The 22353-nt window shown below is 63.8% G+C and carries 20 protein-coding genes; 13 read left to right on the forward strand and 7 right to left on the reverse strand.

Annotated features, from left to right (window positions below):
• Positions 1–7 precede the first annotated feature (7 nt).
• Positions 8–799, reverse strand: a complete 792-nt coding sequence (locus HWY05_RS05020; protein WP_176057579.1) for a DUF3348 domain-containing protein — start codon at positions 797–799, stop codon at positions 8–10.
• 155 nt (positions 800–954) lie between these two features.
• Entirely contained in the window at positions 955–1899 is a 945-nt protein-coding gene (locus tag HWY05_RS05025; RefSeq protein ID WP_176057580.1) for an aromatic alcohol reductase, read from the reverse strand.
• A gap of 325 nt (positions 1900–2224) precedes the next feature.
• Between HWY05_RS05025 and HWY05_RS05030 the strand changes: the two genes are divergently transcribed.
• The 6 genes from HWY05_RS05030 to HWY05_RS05055 all read left to right on the forward strand — a co-directional run bounded on the left by HWY05_RS05030 (position 2225) and on the right by HWY05_RS05055 (position 8941).
• Positions 2225–3136: a LysR family transcriptional regulator gene (locus HWY05_RS05030; RefSeq protein WP_176057581.1), complete on the forward strand. Its 912-nt coding sequence runs from the start codon at positions 2225–2227 to the stop codon at positions 3134–3136.
• A gap of 5 nt (positions 3137–3141) precedes the next feature.
• On the forward strand, positions 3142–4374 hold the full coding sequence (locus HWY05_RS05035) for an FAD-binding oxidoreductase (protein ID WP_176057800.1): 1233 nt from the start codon (positions 3142–3144) through the stop codon (positions 4372–4374).
• A gap of 304 nt (positions 4375–4678) precedes the next feature.
• Positions 4679–6928, forward strand: a complete 2250-nt coding sequence (locus HWY05_RS05040) for a TonB-dependent siderophore receptor (protein WP_176057582.1) — start codon at positions 4679–4681, stop codon at positions 6926–6928.
• A gap of 11 nt (positions 6929–6939) precedes the next feature.
• Positions 6940–7740, forward strand: coding sequence for a tetratricopeptide repeat protein (locus tag HWY05_RS05045; RefSeq protein WP_081936266.1), 801 nt, complete (start codon positions 6940–6942; stop codon positions 7738–7740).
• Positions 7737–8420, forward strand: coding sequence for a Fe2+-dependent dioxygenase (locus HWY05_RS05050; RefSeq protein ID WP_176057583.1), 684 nt, complete (start codon positions 7737–7739; stop codon positions 8418–8420). The genes HWY05_RS05045 and HWY05_RS05050 overlap by 4 nt, the downstream gene beginning before the upstream one ends.
• A gap of 218 nt (positions 8421–8638) precedes the next feature.
• On the forward strand, positions 8639–8941 hold the full coding sequence (locus HWY05_RS05055; protein WP_176057584.1) for a hypothetical protein: 303 nt from the start codon (positions 8639–8641) through the stop codon (positions 8939–8941).
• A gap of 141 nt (positions 8942–9082) precedes the next feature.
• Here HWY05_RS05055 and HWY05_RS05060 read toward each other — a convergent pair whose 3' ends face one another.
• Both HWY05_RS05060 and HWY05_RS05065 read right to left on the reverse strand, forming a co-directional pair.
• Positions 9083–10564 (reverse strand): sodium:solute symporter, encoded by a 1482-nt coding sequence (locus HWY05_RS05060; protein ID WP_176057585.1) that lies wholly within the window; start codon positions 10562–10564, stop codon positions 9083–9085.
• Complete coding sequence (locus HWY05_RS05065) at positions 10561–10758, reverse strand: DUF3311 domain-containing protein (protein ID WP_035559097.1); 198 nt, start codon at positions 10756–10758, stop codon at positions 10561–10563. The genes HWY05_RS05060 and HWY05_RS05065 overlap by 4 nt, the downstream gene beginning before the upstream one ends.
• A gap of 247 nt (positions 10759–11005) precedes the next feature.
• On the opposite strand from HWY05_RS05065, the gene HWY05_RS05070 reads away from it, so the two are divergent.
• The 7 genes from HWY05_RS05070 to HWY05_RS05100 all read left to right on the forward strand — a co-directional run bounded on the left by HWY05_RS05070 (position 11006) and on the right by HWY05_RS05100 (position 18559).
• Positions 11006–12415 carry a cache domain-containing protein gene (locus HWY05_RS05070; RefSeq protein WP_176057586.1) on the forward strand — a complete coding sequence of 470 codons (1410 nt, stop codon included), beginning with the start codon at positions 11006–11008 and terminating at the stop codon, positions 12413–12415.
• A gap of 7 nt (positions 12416–12422) precedes the next feature.
• Positions 12423–13070: a response regulator transcription factor gene (locus HWY05_RS05075; RefSeq protein ID WP_176057587.1), complete on the forward strand. Its 648-nt coding sequence runs from the start codon at positions 12423–12425 to the stop codon at positions 13068–13070.
• Positions 13071–13080: 10 nt separating this feature from the next.
• Positions 13081–13623, forward strand: a complete 543-nt coding sequence (locus HWY05_RS05080; RefSeq protein ID WP_176057588.1) for a hypothetical protein — start codon at positions 13081–13083, stop codon at positions 13621–13623.
• A gap of 160 nt (positions 13624–13783) precedes the next feature.
• A complete protein-coding gene (locus HWY05_RS05085; protein WP_176057589.1) occupies positions 13784–15730 on the forward strand; it encodes an arylsulfatase in 1947 nt (648 codons plus the stop codon).
• A gap of 14 nt (positions 15731–15744) precedes the next feature.
• The gene (locus HWY05_RS05090) at positions 15745–16827 is read left to right on the forward strand and encodes a formylglycine-generating enzyme family protein (RefSeq protein WP_176057590.1); all 1083 of its coding nucleotides are present in this window, start codon (positions 15745–15747) and stop codon (positions 16825–16827) included.
• The gene (locus tag HWY05_RS05095) at positions 16824–17618 is read left to right on the forward strand and encodes a MetQ/NlpA family lipoprotein (RefSeq protein WP_176057591.1); all 795 of its coding nucleotides are present in this window, start codon (positions 16824–16826) and stop codon (positions 17616–17618) included. The genes HWY05_RS05090 and HWY05_RS05095 overlap by 4 nt, the downstream gene beginning before the upstream one ends.
• Positions 17612–18559, forward strand: coding sequence for a hypothetical protein (locus HWY05_RS05100; protein ID WP_244146494.1), 948 nt, complete (start codon positions 17612–17614; stop codon positions 18557–18559). The genes HWY05_RS05095 and HWY05_RS05100 overlap by 7 nt, the downstream gene beginning before the upstream one ends.
• On the opposite strand, the gene HWY05_RS05105 is transcribed toward HWY05_RS05100, so the two are convergent.
• The 3 genes from HWY05_RS05105 to HWY05_RS05115 all read right to left on the reverse strand — a co-directional run bounded on the left by HWY05_RS05105 (position 18560) and on the right by HWY05_RS05115 (position 22353).
• The gene (locus HWY05_RS05105; protein ID WP_244146531.1) at positions 18560–19732 is read right to left on the reverse strand and encodes an HlyD family efflux transporter periplasmic adaptor subunit; all 1173 of its coding nucleotides are present in this window, start codon (positions 19730–19732) and stop codon (positions 18560–18562) included.
• A 66-nt stretch (positions 19733–19798) separates the two neighbouring features.
• Positions 19799–21346 carry an efflux transporter outer membrane subunit gene (locus HWY05_RS05110; protein WP_176057593.1) on the reverse strand — a complete coding sequence of 516 codons (1548 nt, stop codon included), beginning with the start codon at positions 21344–21346 and terminating at the stop codon, positions 19799–19801.
• A 20-nt stretch (positions 21347–21366) separates the two neighbouring features.
• Positions 21367–22353, reverse strand: coding sequence for a glycosyltransferase family 2 protein (locus tag HWY05_RS05115; protein ID WP_176057594.1), 987 nt, complete (start codon positions 22351–22353; stop codon positions 21367–21369).

A 22353-nucleotide genomic window follows, 5' to 3' on the forward strand; every position in this document is an offset into this window, starting at 1 on the left:
GTCCCAGTTAGCTGGTGCGAAGAGCCGCGAGCAACCCTTCGACCGGTTGAAAACGAACGTCCAGTTCAGCAAGCAACACGCTCTGCATGTCCTTGCGGAACACGTCCAGCCATGCGCCGGGCGTTACCGCCGCGGCGTCGTCCGAGGCAACGGCGGCGGCCAGCGTCGCCTGCTCCGCCGCGCGCAGGCGCTCGAAGTGCCCGGCCAGCAGACCCGGCACGCTGCCCAGCAGATTCCGTTCGCGCTCGCCGAGCGCACGCTCCATGACGGCGTCCAGCACCGCGAGCCGCGCCATTGCGGGCGTTTTCGCGGCCAGCAGGCTGCGCAGGCGCACGCGTAACGGGCCGACTGCGGTTTCCATCGACTGCTGCAACGCCTGGTAGCGCTGCCGGAACACCGCGTAATCGGGCGCCGCGTCGGCCGGCGCGGGCTGTGACGACATGTGGGCGTGCGGGTTTGCGTGCGGGTTTGCGTACGGAAAGGCCTGCGTGTTGGCGAATCCGCGCCGCTTGCTCGCCACGAGCACGCTGTCGCCCGCCACGGACTTCATCAGCGAAACGCGCACGCGCGCGCATTCGTCCTCTTCGGCGCGGCCGAACACCCGTGCACCGGCCGGCACGGCCGGCGGCGCGCCGCTCAGCGCCGACGACAGCGCAATAGCGTCGGTCCAGCCGAGCCATTGGCTAAGCCGGTCCGAGAGCGATTGCCGGGATTCGGGGACATCGACATCCGCCAGACGAGCCAACAGGCGAATGAGCGCCGGGCCGCTGAGAGCTGTGCGCTGGGGGGCTTGCAACATACCACCGGAGTCAAAAAAGTCAGCAGTTTACACGCTGCCGGGGTGGAAGCTGCCGCCGCGCGATTTAGCGGGCCCACGGGAGAGGGTTTTCGAAGGACGCGGCGCGGCCGTGAAGCGGGCTTCAACGTGCCGCGCCGGTGGGTGACAACGCGGCTTTACTGGGGCGAAACGCTCGCGTCGAAGCGCAGGTTTTCGCGCATCCATTGCTCCATCGAGCAGACGTCGAGCTGCTGTTGCGCGTTGAAGGTGCGCTCCTTGTGCCACGACACGCCCGCCCCTTCGGCGAACACCACGCGGTATTTGCGCAGCGAGTCGTCCGGCTGCGTCGCGAGTTCGCTCTTCAATTGAGGCACGCTCCATGCCACGCGGCGCGATTTCGCGCCGCGCATTGCGTCGATAGCGTCAGCGAGTTGGCCGTAAGTGACGGTATCGCCCGCCACGTAGACGATTTCGTCCGCAATACGCGGTTCGGTGAAGACAATCTCGGCGGTCAGCCTGCCGATATCGTCGGCGGTGGTGACCGTCACCGCGTTGTCCCAGCTGCCGAGCGCATGAACCGTATTGCGTTCGAAGTCCACCACGCCGAACGACGGTTCGAACAGGAAACTCGTGAACATGCCCGTCGACACGATCACCCATTCCGTGTTCTGTTGCGCGCGCAACAGATCGCGCACGTCGAGTTGTTCGTCGAACAGATCCTGCGCGCTGCCCCGGCCGATCACGTCGTAGTCGACGCCGAACTGCCACGGGAAATAGCGTTTGATGCCGGCTTCAAGCGCAGCGCGCGCGAGCTTGAGCTGCACACCTTTGCCGCCGACGAACCCGGTGCACGAAATCACCGTATCGAAGCGCCGGAACAGATCGGCAAGCGACGCCTCGGACAGCGCGTTGAGGTCGCCCGGCACGAGTTCGATAGATAGCGCGCGCAGTTCGGCGACGTCTTTTTGCCTGGTCGGATCGTTCGAATCGAGCGCCGATGGGCGCAGCAGCGCGGCGACCGACACGCCTGGTTTCACTGCGGCACGGCGCGCGAGACTGCGCAAGACGGCCATGCCGAGCTCACCGGCGCCGAGGACGAGAATGGATTGAGGATGCGACATGGTGGTGACCTTTTCTGACAGGCGATAACGTTGAAAAGCGAGGTTTGAAAACCGTGCGGGCGCAAACGTGATTCGCCGTTACCCGCGCGGTATTTCGAAGTGGCTTCAGGCAGGAGTCGGCCTGACGATCTGGAGTCTAGTGGCGGGGTGCATCGGCATTGTTCGCCGCTACGGAATTGACAACGCGAGTGTCCCGAACGCCGGGTTTGGCCGCGTGTAAACATCGCGCCGGCCACGCGCAACGCGCGGGGGTATCCCTGTAAGATGAACCCCGCTTCAACGCGCTCACGGACAGCGCGACACGAACCGCACAGGTGCCCGGCCCATGGACAAACTTCAAGCGATGACCACGTTTGTGCGCATCGTCGAAGCTCAAAGCTTCAGCAAGGCCGCCGAAACGCTCGCGCTGCCGCGTTCGTCGGTCACGACAATCATCAAGCAGCTGGAACGTGAACTAGGCGCCGCGCTGCTTCGCCGCAGTACCCGCACGCTCAGTCTGACCGACGCGGGCGAGCGCTACTACGCGTCATGCCGCGCGATCCTCGCGGAGATCGTGCGCGCGGAAAGCGAGCTGTCGACCGACGCCAGCGCGCCGCGCGGACGCGTGCGAGCGGACATGCCGGGGGTGATCGGCCGCGGCCTGGTGTTGCCGCGGCTCAGGGATTTCGAGCAGCGCTTTCCCGGCATCGAACTCGTGCTCGGTCTGAGCGACCGCCCCGCCGACCTGATCTACGACGGCATCGATTGCGTGATTCGCACCGGCGCGCTGGCGGATTCGACACTGACCGGCCGTCGCGTCGGGCAGTTGAACTGGATTACCTGCGCGTCGCCGCGCTATCTGAAGGAGCACGGCGAACCCGCTACCGTGGCCTCGCTGGCCGCTCACCGTGCGGTCAACTACATCTCGAACGCGACCGGCCGGCCGCTCGACTGGCGCTTTCATGTGCAGGGCGAGCAGCTCACGCTGAGCATGCCGAGCCGCTTCGCCGTCAACGAAACCGAGGCCTATCTGCAATGCGGTCTCGAAGGATTGGGGTTGATCCAACTGTCGGAGTTCGTCGCGTTGCCGTATCTTCAATCGGGCCGCCTGAAGGAAGTGCTGGCCGACGCGAGAAGCTCGCCGGTGCCGGTCTCGATCGTCTATCCGGATGGCCGCAACGCGAGCGGCGCGACCCGGGCGTTCGTGGAGTGGGTCGTGGAATTATTCGAACACAGCGACTTCGGGCGAGGCCAATGAACCGCATTCCATTCGACACCGTGGTACTCGGCGCGGGCATTGTCGGCGTGTGCGTCGCCGTGCATCTGCAGAAGCGCGGTCGCCAGGTCGCATTGGTCGATCGCAAGCTGCCGGGCAATGAGACGTCGTTCGGCAACGCCGGCTTGATCCAGCGCGAAGGCGTCTATCCGTACGCGTTTCCGCGCGACCTGGACACCTTGCTTCGCTACGCGCGCAACCAGTCGCCGGACGTTCGTTACCATGCCGCCGCCCTGTTCAAGGTCGCGCCGTTCCTGTGGCAATACTGGCGCAATTCGCATCCCGCCACGCACGCGGCGATCGCGAAGTCGTATTCGACGCTGATCGAACGCAGCGTGAGCGAGCACCGCGCGCTGGCCGCCGCGGCCGACGCGAGCGCGTTGTTGCGCCCGATCGGCTGGATGAAGGTGTTTCGCAGCGCAGCGGCTCACGACAAGGAAATCCATGTCGCCGAACGCTGGCACGCCGAGTACGGCGTCGAGTTCGACGCGCTCGACGCCGTTCGTCTGCAGCAGACGGAGCCCGATCTCGACAAGACCCTGCTCGGCGCGGTGCGTTATCCCGAGTCCGATTCAGTGAGCGATCCGCATGCGCTCGTCACCGCCTACACGAAGTATTTCGAAGCGCTGGGCGGCCGCTTTTTTATCGGCGATGCGGACACGCTTCGCGAGGGTTGGGAGGTCGATACGCAAGCGGGAACGATCGCGGCGCAATCGGCGGTCGTCGCGTTGGGACCGTGGTCGGATCTGCTGACCACACGGCTGGGTTACCGCCTGCCGCTCGCCGTCAAACGCGGATATCACATGCACTACGCGCCGCACGGAGCGGCCCGTTTGAATCATCCGGTGCTGGATGCCGAAACCGGCTACGTGCTCGCGCCGATGGCGCGAGGCATCCGCCTGACCACCGGCGCGGAAATCGCCTTGTACGATGCGCCCAAAACGCCGACGCAACTCGCCGCGGTCGAACCGTTTGCACGCAAACTGTTCCCGCTCGGCGAGCGACTGGACGACGAACCGTGGATGGGACGCCGTCCCTGCACGCCCGACATGATGCCGATCATCGGACCCGCGAGAAAGCATCGGGACTTGTGGCTCGCGTTCGGTCACGCGCATCACGGATTGACGCTGGGCCCGATCACGGGTCGCCTGATCGCCGAAATGATGACGGGCGAGGAGACGGTGGTCGATCCCCGGCCGTTCAGGGTGGAGCGGTTCTAGATTGCCGGCAGGACGGGTGGCAAAAAACCACACCAGACATTTAAACGATCAGACGCCGTCGCGCGCCTTACCGACAGCCTTATATCCCGCCCTTCCTGGCTCAAACTCGGCCATCTTCGAGCAAGTACGCCGACGCCAATCCCCCCTTCCCCGTCCTGCCCGCACATTTTCCGTTGAGAACGCTTCTCAATTACAACCGCATTGCATAGAATGCACGCCGCAAACACTTTGTAATAAACATGGAATGACCGGGTAAGGTTCGTGAAACGGCCTCCCGGGTCGCCAGCACTCGACGGGGAAAAAAATGAAGTTGCGGTCCGACGAACCGAAGCTCGGGAAAATCAGCACGACACTGTGCGGCATGCTGGCCGCCGGCCCTGCTCTGGCGCAGGGCACCGCCGGCACGGCGCCGCCCGACAAGGAGAGTCAGCTTGCGCCGATCGCCGTGCAGGGTCAGACGGACCACGGCTTCAAGACCGATCGCTCAGCGTCGGACAAATTCACAGCACCGCTCGTCGACACGCCGAAGTCGGTGACCGTGATTCCGCAGGAGTTGATCAAGAGCACCGGCGCCGCGACGCTGACCGAAGCGCTGCGCACCGTGCCGGGCATCACCTTCGGCGCTGGCGAAGGCGGCAACCCGCTCGGCGACCGGCCGTTCATTCGCGGCTACGACGCCCAGGGCAGCACGTTCATCGACGGCATGCGCGATGTCGGCGCGACCACCCACGAAGTGTTCAACATCGAAAGTGTCGAAGTCACCAAGGGTTCGGACGGCGCCTACGGCGGCCGTGGCGGCGCGGGCGGCAGCATCAACCTGATCACCAAGGCCCCGCACCTGGGCAATTCCGCCGACGGCAGTGCGGGTCTCGGCACCGACCGTTACCGCCGCTTCACCGCCGACGGCAACTGGCAAATGGCCGATCACGCGGCGTTCCGCCTGAACGTGATGAGCCACAACAACGACGTGCCAGGCCGCGACGCCGTCAACAACGAGCGCTGGGGCATCGCGCCGTCGTTCACCTACGGGCTCGGCACGCCGACCCGCGTCACCGCGAGCTACTACCACCTCGCCACCGACGACCTGCCGGACAGCGGCATTCCGTATTTCTACACGACCACCAACAAGCCGGCCAACGTCGGCACGATCTATCCGGCCAACGTGGACCGTCACAACTTCTACGGCCTGATCGACCGCGATTTCCGCAAGACGACTTCGGACATCGGCACGGTGCGTATTGAGCACGACATCAACAGCAATCTGACGATCCGCAACACCACGCGCTATACGAAGGCGACCCAGGACTACATCTGGACGCAGCCCGACGATAGCCAGGGCAACGTGCTGAACGGCATGGTGTGGCGCCGCGCGAACACGCGGGCGAGCGACGTCTACAGTCTCGCGAATCAGACCGAATTGTTCGGCGAGTTCAAGACGGGCTTCCTCAAGCACAGCTTCACCACCGGCCTCGAAGTGTCACGCGAAACCAGCGTGAACGATTCGTACACGGTGGCCGCGGCGACCGGCGCGATCTGCAAGACCAGGGGCATTGGCGCGGCGGCGGGCTATAACTGCACGAGCCTGTGGTCGCCGAATCCGAACGACCCGTGGGCCGGTTCCGTGCGTCAGACCAACGACCCGAGCGAACAGCGCACTGTCACCAAATCGGTGTACGCGTTCGACACGATCGAATTGACGAAGCGCTGGCAGGCGAACGTCGGCCTGCGCGTCGACGATTACTCGACCGATCTGCGTAACACGGTGGCCAACGGCGGCAATCGCGTTTCGCGCGACGACACGCTGTTCAACTACCAGTTCGGTCTCGTCTTCAAACCGGCCTCGAACGGCAGCGTCTACGCGTCGATCGCGACGTCGTCGACACCCGCCGGCGCCCTGCTCGGCCAGGGCAGCGAAACGCAGTCGTTGACGCCGGGCCGCGGCGGCGTAGGCGCAAACGCCGCCCAACTCGCGCCGGAAAAGAACCGCAGCATCGAACTCGGCACCAAGTGGAATGTGCTGGACAACAAGCTCTCGCTGACCGGCGCGCTGTTCCAGATCGACACGACCAATGCGCGCGTCACGCTGCCGAACAACGAATACGCGATGGTGGGCAACAAGCGCGTGCAAGGTGTCGAATTCGGCGTGGCGGGTCAACTGACGAACAAGTGGCAAGTGTTCGGCGGCTACACGTACATGAAGAGCGAGTTGCGCGACAACGGCAAGACCACGTCGGACAACGGCCATCAGTTCCCCAATACGCCGAAGAACAGCATCAGTTTGTGGACCACCTACGACGTCTTGCCGAAGTTCACGATCGGCGGCGGCGCATTCTATATGTCGCAGGTTTACGGCGACACGGCGAACCTGCGCGCGGTGCCGTCTTACTGGCGCTTCGACGGCGTGGCGACGTACCGGATCAACAAGAAGGTCGATCTGCAACTGAACGTGCAGAACATCTTCAACCGGACGTATTACGACCAGGCGTATCCGGCGCATTACGCGTCGATCGCCGCCGGGCGTTCGGCGTTCCTGACGCTCAACGCGCATTACTAGGCAGCGGCGCGATGGAACGGGTGAGCGTGAAGGCGTTGGCGAGCGTGTCGCATGACGAACTCGCCGCGATTCTCGCCGGGCCGCCTGTGCAGGCCGCCGCGTGGGTCGCGGCGGCCGCGCAAAACGGCATTGTCGAAGCGCAGGCCGTCTACGGTCAGTATCTGCTCGACGGACATGGCGTAGAGCACGATGCCGGCGAAGCCTTCACGTGGTTCACCCACGCGGCGCGCCGGGATCATCCGATGGCGATGAACATGCTCGGCCGCTGCTACGAGCACGGCTGGGGCACCGCTGCCTGCGCGTCGGTCGCGGTGTATTGGTACCGGCTCGCGGCGCGGGCCGGACTCGATTGGGGCATGTACAACTATGCGTCGACGTTGGCGCTCGGCAACGGCGTCGAAGCCGATCGGGCGCAAGCGTTGCAGTGGTTTCAGCATGCCGCCGAACTCGGCCATGTGAAGTCGCTCAACTTCGTCGGCAGCTTTTACGAGGACGGCTGGGAAGTCGATGCGGACGCAAGCATCGCGTTCGACTACTACCGCCGCGCGGCGGAAGGCGGCGATTTTCGCGGACAGTTCAATTACGCACGGCTGCTGGCCGCGCGCGGCGAGATCGAGAGCGCGTTGCACTGGCTGCGGCGCGTGCCGCAAACGGGCACCGTGGCGTTCGTCGCGAAGATGCGAACGTGGCTGGCCGCTTCGCCGGTGAAAGCATTTCGCGCTCTGGCGGAAGATTTCAATACCGAGAGCCCCGCGAGCAAGCTAGCAACGTTCGGCGCCACGATGAACCCGACACGGGAGTTGCGCGCATGATGCTGCATCTTCCCGGCGTGCTCAGCAAAGCGCAGGTCGCGCAATGCCGCGACGCTCTCGACGCGGCGCAATGGATCGACGGTAACGCGACTTCCGGCGCGCAGTCGGCGCAAGCCAAACGCAACCAGCAGTTAGCGGAAGGCTCGCCCGCCGCACGCGCGGTGGGCGACGCGATTCAGGACGCGCTCGGGCGCCATGCGCGTTTCTTTTCCGCCGCGTTGCCGCTCAAGGTATTTCCGCCGCTCTTCAACCGCTACGCCGGCGGCGACGGCTTCGGCACGCACGTGGACAACGCGATCCGCCAATTGCGCGGCACCGACTTCCGGATTCGCAGCGATCTGTCGGCCACGCTTTTTCTCGCCGAGCCGGAGTCGTACGACGGCGGTGAACTCTGCATTGAAGATACGTACGGCGTGCATCGCGCCAAACTGCCGGCCGGCGACATGGTGCTCTACCCCGCTTCGAGCCTGCATCACGTCAGCGCCGTCACGCGCGGCGTGCGGGTCGCGTCGTTCTTCTGGATTCAAAGCATGGTGCGCGACGACGGCGAGCGCGCGCTGTTGTTCCAGCTCGACAACGACGTGCAGCGTCTCACGGCCGAGAAGGGGGCGAACGATGCGACGGTGATTAGTCTGACCGGCGTTTATCACAATCTGCTGCGGCGTTGGGCGGATGCGTGAGGGGGTGGGAAGCGGAAGCGCCGGCCTCATCTCCCAGTCTCTTTTCTTCACCATTAAAGTTTCCCATATGGGAAATAATTCGTCGGCACAAAGGGTTTCTGCCATTGTTTCCCAAATTGGAAACGTGCATAGGGCCCACCCGCGAATCTTCGATTATTTCCAATATTGGAAACTATGGCTCGTTCTCTCGAAACCCCAGGCTCTCAACGCGGCCCACAGTGCTAGACCTCGACACCTTGGGCGAGCTTGTCCGTAACCGTCGCTTATCATTGGCGCTGCGCATCGACGACGCCGCACACGCCTGCGGCGTGGCGGTGAATGTCCTCTCACGGTTGGAAAACGGCAATTTCGTGGGTGTCGACCGCCTTCTTCTAATGCTCTCTGGCCTTGGGCTCGGCGTGCTCATCACCGGCAAGGAAGAGGCGATGCGGTACATGCCGGAGCAATCCGGCGGCGATAGCTCGCTGACGTCAGCCGGGTTCCACAAGGACGAACGGCACGCACAACGAGCGAAAGTTTAGTGGACCCGAATCTTCTCTGATTCGTCACCATCGCTGTCTCCGCAAACATCCCGGCAAAAGAAAATCCCCCGCAACGAAACGTCTACGGGGGATTTCAGGGAATCGGCCTCTTAGCCTGCCGACGCCTTTAACAACGACCAATCAGGCAGCCGCCACCACCCTGCGCGGCGACACGACCGACACCACAAAGCTCACGACGATATTCGCCGTCAGCGCGATCAGACCGATATACACCGGATAGACCGCATCGCCCAGATGCAGCGCGTACACCGGCTTGAGCCCTTGAATGATCGCAAGGCTCGTCCCGATCACAATGCCCACCAGCCAGCCGAGGAACAGACCCGGCGTATTCAACCGGCGCGTGTACAGCGAGAACACGATAGCCGGGAAAATCTGCAGAATCCACACGCCGCCCAGCAGTTGCAGATCGATCGCGTACTGCGTCGGCAGGAACACGATGAACAGCAGCGCGCCGAACTTCACGACCAGCGACACGATCTTCGCCGTGGACGCCTCGCCCTCAGGCGAGATATTCGGCGACACCAGCGGACGCCACAAATTGCGCGTGAACAGATTGGCCGCGCCGATCGACATGATCGCAGCCGGCACCAGCGCGCTGATCGCAATCGCCGCCGCCGCGAAGCCCACGAACCACGACGGGAAGATCGAGTTGAACAACGCCGGCACCATGTCCGACGCCGACTTCACATGCACGCCTGCCGCAATCGCCATATAGCCGAGCAGCGCGATCAAGCCAAGCAACAGCGTGTACGCCGGCAGGAAAATCGCGTTCTTGCGCACCGTCTTCGCCGACGCGGACGACAGCACCGCCGTCATCGTATGCGGATACATGAACGCCGCCAGCGCCGAGCCCAACGCGAGCGAAGCATAAGCGGTGAACTGCGTCGGCTTCAGGATAATGCCGGTCGCGCCGCCCTTGGCCTTGAAGTAGGTATCGGCCGCGTCGAACACATGCGCATAGCCGCCGAGCTTCGCCGGAATCAGCCACACCGCCGCGATCACGACGATATAGATCATGATGTCCTTGACGAACGCGATCATGGCCGGCGCCCGCAGGCCGCTTGCATACGTGTAGAGCGCCAGAATCACGAAGGCGACGATCAACGGCATTTCGCCGGTCACGCCGAGCCCCTTGATCACGACCTGCATGCCCACCAGTTGCAGTGCGATATACGGCATGGTCGCGACGATACCGGTGATCGCAATTGCAGCCGGAAACCACTTGCCGCCGTATTCGCCCTGCACGTAATCCGCCGCCGTGATGTGGTTCTTCGCATGCGCGATTTTCCACAGCTTCGGCATCACCGCGAACACGAACGGATAAACGATGATGGTGTATGGCAACGCAAAGAAGCCATATGCGCCCACCGAATAAACCAGCGCGGGCACCGCGATCACCGTATAGGCGGTATAGAAGTCGCCGCCCACGAGGAACCACGAAATCACCGTGCCGAACTGGCGGCCGCCGAGACCCCATTCGTGCAATTGGGTCAGGTCGCCACGCTTCCAGCGCGCGGCGAAAAAGCCGATCACGGTGACGAGCACGAAGAATGCGATAAAGACGGTCATCGCAACCGGATTCACGGGGTTCACATCGCTCATTTGACACCTCGATACACGACGTAAATCAGGAGCGAGGTCAACGGCACCCACAAGAACTGATACCAGTAGAAGAACGGAAAGCCCGCGAACGACGGACGTGTGTCGTTATAGAACGGCAGCCATAACAACGCGATATACGGGATCAGCAGAATGAGCCAGAGCCATGAACGGCCGGCGGTTGGGGAGGTCTCCACACACTTCTCCTAAGTCTATTATTGAAACCGCGCGCCACGACTCGTGGCCCGGCACGCGGAAACCGGTTACCTGATATTAGACGGCAAACCCGGAGTTTGCAGCCGGCGCGGCAGCCCGCGAGCCGCCGCTCGCCGCGGGGATGTAGTATTCGCCTTCGTCAGCGTCCTCACAAGCGCGCGACTACGTACGCCGGCTACGTAATACTACGTAGCCGGACTCGCACAGTGCGTTGCGGTCTTTTCAACAATGAAACTCAAAGCGAAGCTTGTTCTGCTGGCCATCGTGCCCTTTCTGGCCGCTATCGCCAGCATCGAAATCGGCGTGCGCCAGGAAGCCATGGCGCTTGCCGAGTCGCAGCACGCGACCACGCAGGCCGCCTATCTGGCCAGCAAGCAACTCGAACTCAAGCACTACGTCGAGCTCGCCTCCACGGCGATCGCGCCGCTGTATAACGCCGGCCAGGAAAATGCGCGCGACGACGCGATGCTGCGCACCCGCGCGCTCGACGTGCTGCGAAAAATGGACTACGGCAAGGACGGCTACTTCTTCGTCTACGACACGCACGGCCGCTCGTTGATGCATCCGCGCGAACCCGATCTCGTTGGGCGTGATCTGTGGGAACTGCGCGATCCGCAGGGCATTCTGACCATCCAGCAACTGCTCGCGGCGTCCGCGCGAGGCGGCGGCTATGTGCGCTACGTGTGGCATCGGCCGTCCACCGGCAAGCTCGCATCGAAACTCGGCTACGTGGTGCCGCTCGAACGCTGGGGATGGATGATCGGCACCGGCATCTACCTCGACGACGTGGATGCGGCGCTCGCGGATATCGACGCGCGCGCGGCGGCGAATATCGATCGTACGATGAAATGGATCGATGCGATCGCGATGGCCGGACTCGCGGTGATCGCGCTATGCGCGCTCGTGCTCAACGTCACCGAATACCGCAGCGCCGACGCGAAACTGAAGCGGCTCGCGCAACAGGTGGTCGAGTCGCAGGAAAACGAACGGGCGCGCCTGTCGCGTGAATTGCACGACGGCATTAGTCAGATGATGGTGTCCGTGAAGCTGCTGCTCGAATCCGCGCTGGCGCGCTTCGAACGCAGCGAAGTGCGGGTGCCCGCCGCGGAGGCCGCGCTCACCACCAGCTTGACGCGACTCGGCGATACCTTGCGCGAAGTGCGGCGCATTTCGCATGCGCTGCGTCCGTCGATGCTCGACGACCTCGGCGTCGCCGCCGCGTTGGAGCAACTCACGCGCGAGCTCGGCGAGCAGTCGGCGATCGAGATCGGCTTCACGCAGATCATGCACACCCACGCCGCAGTGTTGCCGGACGCGGTCAACACTGTGCTGTTCCGGATTGCCCAGGAAGCGCTGACGAATATCGTGCGCCACGCGCAAGCGTCGAGCGCGGCGCTCACGCTGGAAGTCTCGCACGACGCCGTCACGCTGACGATCGCCGACAATGGACGCGGTTTCGACACCGCCTATGCCTTCGTCGGCCGACGCTCGGGCGTGGGTTTGCGTAATATGCGCGAACGGCTGGAAGCGTTGGGCGGCAAGCTGTCGCTCAGTTCGCAAACCGGCCATACGCTCGTGACCGCGCGCGTGCCGCTCGACACACCGGTGCGTCACGCGCCCGACTTGCAGGAAAGTTAATCACGTCATGACCGACTCCTCATCCGCTATCGCCCGCTTATTGCTCGTCGACGATCATCCGCTGGTGCGCGACGGTTTGCGCGCCCGGCTCGAAGCGGGCGGCAATTTCGAAGTGGTCGGCGAAGCCGGCAACGCGCAGGAAGCACTCGCGCTCGCCGCCGACGCCACGCCTCATCTCGTGCTGATGGACGTGGGCATGAACGGCATGAACGGCATCGCGCTGGCGGGCATGTTTCATGAGCGCTTTCCGGCGATTCGCGTGCTGATGCTGTCCATGCACGACAACCTCGAATACGTGACGCAAGCCGTGCGCGCGGGCGCCAGCGGCTACGTGCTCAAGGATTCACCGGCCACCGAGATCATTCAGGCGATCGGCGTGGTGCTCGACGGCAAGCAGTTTTTCAGCGCGGGGCTCGGTGCGCGTTTGATTCAGGCGTCGGCCAACCAGTCGCCGGTTGAACGGCTCACGCCGCGCGAGCGCGATATTCTCGACGCGCTCGCGGAAGGCCTGTCGAGCAAACAGATCGCGCAGCGCAACGATCTATCCGTGCGAACGGTGGAGACGCATCGGCTGAATCTGAAGCGCAAGCTCGATATCGAAGGACAGGCGGAGTTGATCAAGTTCGCGGTCGAGAACCGGCGCACGAAGAGGTGAACGTATGAGAATGACACGTCGAATCGCAGTGCGGCTCGCCAGTGTGATGTTCTTTGCCGCAACCATGCACGCCCATGCGGAACCCGTCCGCGTCAATCGCGGTCACGATCCGTACTTTCAGATTTCCAAAGCCATCGATCATTGCCCGGCGCCGTTAGGTCCGCTCGAAACCGAGCAGGAATGGCTCGACGACAGTCATTACCGGATCGAGCGCGGCAATAGTTGCTGGATCGAGGGACGCTGCCGTTTATCGAACGGTTACCTCTACGACACGGAAATTGCCGACGCCGTGCAGCGGCGCCTCAGCAATATCAACTACGCGACCCACTGGCGCGAACAGTCGACGTTGTGGCTCACGCTGCAACGCCGCTTCATCTACGTGCAAGGTTGCGTCGCACCCGGCTTCGACAAGCAGGCCTTTCTCACCGAACTCGGCAAAACCGCGGACGTCGAGCGCGTGATCGACGACACGACTAGCAACCCGAATGCTGCGCAACTGCCGTATAAAACGCTCGCGGATCCGGACAAGCCCGTGCTCGATCCCGGTAACTAACAAAAGTTAATACACGCGAAAACACCGTACGCGCCATACCCACTATTTCGCTGCAACACCTATATCGGCAATCGAACATAGCAACGCAGAAATCGATCTTTGGCCGTCCTGACGTCATTGCTAACATCGGCGACCCGACATATATCCGGTCACCACAACAATGACAACACATCGATCGCAACGCCCTGTTCTGCGTCTCGGCATCATCGGCGCAGCCGTCGCCAGCCTCGTCGTCCTTGCTTCATGCGGCGACAACAACCTGCCCGGCGGCGCGACTCCCCCCGTCGTCGCGCAGAAGCGCCCGAACATTCTGTACATCATGGCCGACGATCTCGGCTACTCCGATATCCACGCATTCGGCGGCGAAATCAACACGCCGAACCTCGATGCACTGGTGCAATCGGGCCGCATTCTGACCAATCATCACACCGGCACGGTCTGCGCGATCACGCGCTCCATGCTGATCTCCGGCACCGATCACCATCTGGTCGGCGAAGGCACCATGGGCGTGCCAACCGATGAACGCAAAGGGCTGCCCGGCTACGAGGGTTATCTGAACGACCGCGCGTTGTCGGTTGCACAACTGCTGAAGGACGGCGGCTATCACACGTATATGGCCGGTAAATGGCACATCGGTTCCGGCATTGTCGGCAGCGCGACTGGCGGCGGCCAGACGCCGGATCAATGGGGCTTCGAGCACAGCTATGCGCTGCTCGGCGGCGCCGCGACCAATCACTTCGCGCACGAACTGGCGAACTCGCAGAACTACACCGAAGACGGCAAGTACGTGCAGCCGGGCCAACCCGGACAACCGGGCGGTGCGGGCGGCAGCCCCGCCGTGTTCTACTCGACCGACTTCTACACGCAACGCCTGATCTCGTACATCGATTCAAACAAGGGCGACGGTAAGCCGTTCTTCGCCTACGCGGCTTATACGTCGCCGCATTGGCCGTTGCAGGTGCCCGATCCCTATCTGCACAACTACGTCGGCCAATACGACGCGGGCTACGACGTGATCCGCAACGCGCGCATTGCGCGGCAAAAAGCGCTTGGCATCATTCCGAACGACTTCGTGCCGTACGGCGGCGCGTCGGAAACGCTCGTGGCGAGCGCGGCCACGCCGAACAACGGCACGGTCAACGCGAAGTACGTGAGCGCGGTGCATAGCGCGGTACAAGGCTATACCGACTACGGCCCGGGCACGGTGAACAAAACGTGGGCGAGCCTCTCGCCGGCCGAGAAGAAAGCGCAGGCGCGCTACATGGAAATCTACGCGGGCATGGTCGAGAACCTCGATCACAACATCGGCCTGCTGATCCAGCATCTGAAGGACATTGGCGAGTACGACAACACCTTCATCATGTTCCAGTCGGACAATGGCGCCGAAGGCTGGCCGATCGACTCCGGCGCCGACCCGACCGCCACCGACACCGCCAATGCCGCCGACCCGGTCTACTCGCAACTCGGCACCGACAACGGCCAGCAGAACGCGCAACGTCTGCAATACGGTTTGCGTTGGGCCGAAGTGAGCGCGACACCGTTCCGGCTGACCAAGGGCTATTCGGGCGAAGGCGGCGTGTCCACGCCGTTGGTCGTGCATCTGCCAGGCCAGACGACGCAAAAACCGACGCTGCGCGATTTCACGCACGTGACCGATAACACCGCCACGTTCCTCGCCGTCGCGCAGATTCCGCCGCCCACGCAAGCCGCGCCGCCGCTGATCAACACGCTCACCGGCGTCGATCAGAACAAGGGCAAGGTGGTCTACAACAATCGCTATGTGTATCCGATCACCGGGCAGTCGCTGCTGCCGCTGCTGAACGATCAAACCACGGCGGCCGTACACAGCGCGTCGTTCGGCGACGAAGCGTACGGGCGCGGCTATCTGCGCAGCGCCGACGGCCGCTGGAAAGCACTCTGGACGGAGCCGCCGCTCGGTCCCGTGGACGGTCACTGGCAACTGTTTGACATGAGCGCCGACCGCGGCGAAACGCAGGACGTGTCGACGCAGAATCCGTCGGTAATCGATGGTCTCATCCAGCAATGGAACAGCTATATGAGCAGCGTCGGCGGGGTCGAGCCGTTGCGCCCGCGTGGCTACTATTGAGTAACGAGCGCGCCATGACAGTACGTTTCAGGTTGAAGCGCGCCACGGCGCTTTACGGCACATACGCCGCGATTGCCGTGGCCGCGTTTGCCGCCGCTTTTACCGCTGCCATGGCCGCTTCGGCGGCATTCGGCAACGGCAAGGCGGGCGCGTTCGACGACCTCAATCGCTCGCGCCCGCTGGTCTCACTCGGCTCCGAATCGCAATGCGAGCGCTACGGCGGATTGCCCGCGCGCTGGCGCGACGATCCGCGAGCCGGCATGGTGCATCTGCGTGGCGGCGACTTCGTGTTCGGCAGCAAACTCGGCTACGAAGACGAGCGCCCTGCCGGCGACGGCAAAACACACGTTGCCGGTTTCTGGATCGATCAGACCGACGTGACGAATGCGCAGTTCGCCGCCTTCGTCAAAGCAACGGGCTATGTCAGCGATTCGGAACGCCAGGGCGGCGCCGTGGTGTTTCACACGCCGACGCGCGACGAGATGAATGCGCGCGATCTGGCGTGGTGGACGTGGGTGAAGGGCGCGGCGTGGAATCATCCGAGCGGGCCCGGCAGCACGCTCGACGGCCGCCTGAACCAGCCCGTCACGATGGTCACGCAAGCCGACGCGCTCGCCTACGCACGTTGGCTCGGCCGCGATCTGCCGACCGAAGCCGAATGGGAATTCGCGGGCAAAGCCGGACACGAAGGCGCGGATCTCGACACCGCGCCGCGCGACGAACACGGCAAGCCGAGCGCGAACTACTGGCAAGGCGTGTTTCCCGTATTGAACACGAATGAAGACGGCCACGTCGGACTCGCGCCAGTCGGCTGCTATGCCGCTAACGATTTCAGGCTCTACGACATGATCGGCAACGCATGGGAATGGACCCGTGACGTCTACACGGGTCCGCACCAATCGCACACCAACGGCGATACGGCCGCGGTCGCGCCGCTGGGTCGCAAGCACGATACGCCGATGGTGATCAAAGGCGGCTCGTTCCTGTGCTCGCGCGACTATTGCGTGCGCTATCGGGCGGCATCGCGTGAACAGCAGGAGGCGGATTTGCCGGCCTCGCATATCGGCTTTCGCACTGTGTCGAGGGACGCGTCATGAAGCTCCTTAAATTTACAACCGCGCTGCTGCTGGGCGCGGCATTTTTGCTTCCGCGCGCGGAAGCCGCAGAATCGCAGGTCGTCAGGATCGGCGTGATTCCCGGTGCACAGGCACAAATCATGAATGAAGTACGCCAAGTTGCAGCCAGCCAGGGACTGACGCTCGACGTCGTTGTATTCGATCGACCCGAGCGCATCGACGCGGCGCTCGCCGCGAAACAGATCGATGCGGCGAGTTTCGAAAGCGGTCCGAGTCTCGACGCGCAACGCAAACAGCACGACTATCCGCTGACCCGCGTCACGACGACCGTGACGTTTCCGATCGCGCTGTATTCGCGTACGCTGACCAACCTCGGGCAGTTGCTACGCGGCGCGACGATCGCCATTCCCGACGACGCCGACGGCACCTCGCGCGCCCTGATCCTGCTGCAGAACTTCACGCTGCTGACCTTCAGGGACAGCGCCGGCCTGCATGCCAGGCTCAGCGATATCACCAGCAACCGGCTGAATCTGAAGATTCGTCGCGTGCCGCGAGCGCACCTGTTCGATACGTTGAATAGCGTGGCCTTCGCCGTGATCGATAGCGACGACGCCGCGCGCGCGGGTCTCTATCCGGCACGCGACGGTCTCGGCATCGAAGACGCGCGCTCGCCGTACGCGAACGTGCTGACCGTGCGCGACGCCGACCGCGCGCTGCCGTGGGTTTCGCAACTGGTCGCCGCGTATCACTCGACCGACGTCGCGCATTTCATCCTGACGCGCTATCAGGACTCGGTGCGCCGGCCGTGGTAAACACCTTCTCCTTCGCGTGCTCGGCGTGCGGCAAATGCTGCAATACGCCACCGGCGATGACGTTGCCCGAGTTGTTCCGGCATCGCGATCTGTTCGTCGGCTGTCTGGCGATTGGCCGCGTGCCGCGCAAGCGGCCTGGCGAACGGCTGCGTGCGGGTCGGCACGAAAGCGTCCTCGACGAAGCGGATGCCGCCGCGTTTGCTTCGCTAGCGGATACGTTTCTGCATGGTGCCGGCGATACCTTCAGCATCGTCACGCAGGGCTACGACTACCCGTCTCTCGCACGCTGCCCCGCGCTCGAAGACGACGGACGCTGCGGCATCCACCTGAAGGGCAAACCCGTCACGTGCGAAGTGGTCCCGCTCGATCCGCTCGTGCCGGACACGCTGCAACATCTGGTGCTGGCTGGGCGCAATCAAAGCGCGCTCTATCTCGGCGCCGATTGCATTCAGGAAGGACCCCGCGCCGACGCGACGCTGCTGGTTGCCGAGGGCCGAATCGAAGACGCGAGCGCTCAAAACGCGTTGGCGCGTCGCCGCCACGCGCTCGAACAGGAAAAGACGATGTGGGGTCGCGCCGTATTCGAATCGCTGCGTCAAGATCTGTTCGAATCGCCCACCGCGTTGGCTCGCATTCCCGTCGGGGGCTCTCTGACGATTTCGATCGTGCCGGCGCTGTTGGCCGTAGCCGGCGCGTCAGTGCGCTGCCGTGAGTGGTGTCTCGACTATATCGACAGTCAACTCGCGTTGATCGAATGCCGCATCGCGCAAGCATTGCTGCGCCGTCGGCTCGACGATCGTCCGGTCACGCAGGAACTGCGCGGCTTCGCTAACGCGTTTCAGCGCGCCAGAACAGTGCTGACTGCGCCGACACAGAGCCTCAACAAAAACACGACCTTCGGCTTGAGCGTTGAAACCTACTTATCCGGCGCCGACCGCTAACTAATCGACTGAGCCACCGCGGTCGCTGTTCTCCCTGACGATTCGCGCGATCAATGCGTCGGCATCGCGCGACACGTTGTCGTGCACGCGGGTCGTCTGTGTCGCCGCCGGTGTGTCGTTGCCGATCAGATGACCGCCGCGCTGGTGCGTATCCACCGACACCTGCATCGACAAACCCAGCCGCAACGGATGCGCGGCCAGTTCCGCCGCATCCAGCGAAATCACAATCGGCACGCGCTGCACGACCTTGATCCAGTTGCCGGCCGCGTTCTGCGACGGCAACATCGAAAACGCGCTACCCGTACCCGCCGAAAAACCTTCCACATGGCCGCGATACACCACTTGCGAGCCATACACATCCGACACGATACGCACCGGCTGCCCCACCCGCATGCTGCGAATCTGCCCTTCCTTGAAGTTGGCCTCGACCCACAAACGTTCGAGCGGAATGATCGACATCAACGCGAGCCCCGGCCCAACCTGCTGCCCGATCTGCACCGAACGCTGGCCGACCGTGCCGTCCACCGGCGACACCACCGTCGTGCGCTGAAAATTGCGGTACGCGAGCCGCAATTGCGCGGCGGCCTGCAACACCGTCGGACTCGATTCGATCGGGAATTTGCCGCTTAACGCGCGCGCGGCGTCGAGTTGAACCTGCGCCGACGCGAGATTCGCCTGAGCGACCGCCACCGTCTCTTTGGCGCGCGCCAGTTCTTCCGGCGACACGACTTCCACCGACGCATGGTCGCGCGCCGCCAGCGCGCGTTGCGCCAAAGCGAGTTCGGCGCGGCGCGCGTCGATGGATTGCAAGTACAGCTTGCGCGAGATCGTGGCGTTCGCCACCTGGCGCACGGCCAGCGTCAGTTGTGCGCGAGCCTGCGCGAACGCGGCGGCGGCCTCGGTGTCGTCGAGCTTGACGAGCGGCTGACCGGCACGCACCTGGCGCGTGTTGTCCACCAGAATATCCGTGACGGTACCCGGTATTTGCGCCGCGATCTGCACGATGTTGCCGGCCACGTAGGCGTCATCGGTCTCCTCGTAGAAGCGCGCGCTCAATCCCCAGTACGTGAGCCACGCCGCGCCGACAAGCGCCACCACGCCGAAGAAAATGGCGAAACGGCGCCGCCGTGCCACACGTTTGCGGTCGTGCAGCAGGTCCGCATGGTCCGCCATGCTGGCCGCGTCGGGCTGTTCCTGGGTCCAGCCGGCGGCATGCTGTGCCTGTTTATCGTTGTGCATTCAATCGAAGTGCGTGTCCATGATGCGTGCGTGGGAGAAAAAGGCCGGCTGCGAGTGCGCGATCGGTGCGCCGGCCACGTTGCGTTCGTCAAAACCGCCGCCGAGCGCGCCGACCAGCGCCACTTGCAGCAAGCGGCGGCGGCCTTGCAGATCGACCTGCTGCGCGCGCTCGTCGAGCAGCGACAGATCCGCGAGCGTCACGTCCTTCTGCATGCCGATACCGCGCCGGTGTCGCTCCTCGGCAATCGCGACGATGCGCGAGGCCGCGTCCACCGCGCGCGCCTGTTCGAGCGCGAGCGTGTCGACGGTGCGCAGCGAGGTGAGCTGCTGGGCGACCTCGCCGAGCGCCTGGTCGATGGTCTTGTTGTAGAGGCCAACGGCCGCGTCCACATTGGCGTAGTCGCCACCAAGTTGCGCGCGCAACCGCGTTCTGTCGAAGATCGGCAGCGAAATGGCCGGCCCCACCGAACCGGTCAGCGCGGCGCGCGAGAATAGCGCGGCGGGCGTCAACGCAGTCAGCCCGGCAAACGCCACCAGATTCACATCGGGATAAAACTGCGCGCGTGTCGCGTCGGTATTGGCGAGCGCCGCTTCGGCCCGCAACCGTGCCGCGACGATATCGGGACGACGGCCTAGCAGATCGACCGGCAGTTGCGCGGGCAACGGACTGTCAGCCGTCGCGGCAAGTCGCGGACGGCGCAACGACAAGCCGCGCTCCGGACCGCGCCCCGTCAGCACGCCGATCTGCAACTCGGTCAACTGGATACGCTCGTCGTTGAGCGCCTGCTGCGACGCGAGGCGGCTACGTTTGAGCGAGGCATCGGCTGCGTCGTACGCGTTGTCGATCCCGCGCGCGCCCCGCTCGCGCAGCACGGCGTCGACGTGGTCCGCGGCCTGTTGCTTTTGCAACAGGATTTCCTGCATCGCGAACGCGCGGTCGAGTTCGCAGTAGAGCGTCACCAAGGCGACTGTCAGCGTGAGACGCGCCTGTTCCGCGTCGATGCGAGCGGCGTCGCGCGTGGATAGCAGGCTGCGTGTCAGCGCGGCATTCTTGCCCCACAGATCGAGTTGATAACTCAAACCGGCGATCACCGCGGACGGCGACACCGTCGAATCGTTGAACAACTGCACCGGAATCTGCTGGCCGCCGACCGACACGTCGGCCACATTGTCCGGCTGCGGCAAGCGGGTTTTGCTGACCGATGCGACCGCCGTGCCGGTCAAGCCAGTCAGCGACGCGAACTGTTCCAGTTGCGCCTGCGCCCCGCCGACTCGCGCCTTGGCGATCTGCAGATCGGGATTGTTCTGCAACGCTTCGGCGGCGAGCTCGTTCAGCTGCGGATCGTTGTAGCGTTTGACCCAATCGGGCGCGGGCCATGCGCCGTTCGCGCCTGGGCCGACGGTGCGCGCAAGCGAATCGGCGGAAGGTTTGAGCGGCTCGACGTTCGTGTGCAGACCGGCATCGCTCACGCAGCCGTTGAGCGATGCGGCAAGAAAAAGCGGCAACGCAGTTCGCGTGAATGAGAGGTTTTTAAGGCGTTGGCTCATGTCGTGCGTCTCGCGCCGCATCAGGAATGGCGCGGCTGATGCAACGCACCTTCGCCGCCGGCGGGTGTGATCGCAGTGCGCGCCCGAGCCGCCTTGGCCGCGAGGCGTGGACGCGTTTGTTCGAGCGGCCCCATGTGTCCGAACAGGCCGTCCCACAGACCTAGCGCGATCGCTTCGAGCTTCGCCAGCTTGTCCTGCTCGGCCAGCACGATCTGCACGATCTGCCACAACGTCAGCAGGTTCGGCACGACGGCAACCGGCAAGCGCAGTCCATATTGCAGCGCCAGTTGCATCGCATTGCGCGCGCTGTAGTAGCGGCGAAAGCCGGGATGATTCATCGTGGTCATTTCGAACGCGCCCAGTTTGTGGCGACGCCGCGCGCCGATCCGATGCGACAGCACCAGTTGCGGCACCACGTACAAAGGCACATTACGTAACAACGCGCGCAGACAGTATTCGGTATCGACGTGATCGATAAACAGCGCCTCGTCGAAACGGCCGAGGCGCGCGAACGCCTCGCTGGAAATCACGCAGCCCGACGAGATCAGAAACGCACAACGCTGCAACGCGGCGTCGGCACGCACCGACAGCCGTTCAACCGCGAGGCCGCTGGTGGCGAGTTCGGGCAGGAAGCGCTGATCGTTTTCGTCGAAGATACGCGGCCCCAGCAGATACGCGTGACCGCCGAGCGACGCGCAACGCTCGCGCATCACTGTGAAATAGTCAGCGGGGGTCTCCGAATCCTGGTCGAACAGTGCGACCGCCTCCACGCCCTGCTCAAACAACGCCTGCAGGCCGCCATTGAAAGCACCCGCAATGCCGTGCCGGTTGCCGTGATGCAACAACGCGACGCCCGCCTCTTTCAACAGCGACGCCGCGCGCGGGTCGGGCTGCGGCGAGTTGTCGACCACCAGCAAGCGATCGCACAGGTGGCGCATAGCCACCGCACGCGCGAGTTGCTCGTCGCTCGGATGAAACAGCACGATCAGTGCGCCCAGCGTCGTCAT

Origin of the sequence: Paraburkholderia sp. BCC1876 (genome assembly GCF_902833695.1) — a bacterium.
GTDB lineage: Bacteria > Pseudomonadota > Gammaproteobacteria > Burkholderiales > Burkholderiaceae > Paraburkholderia.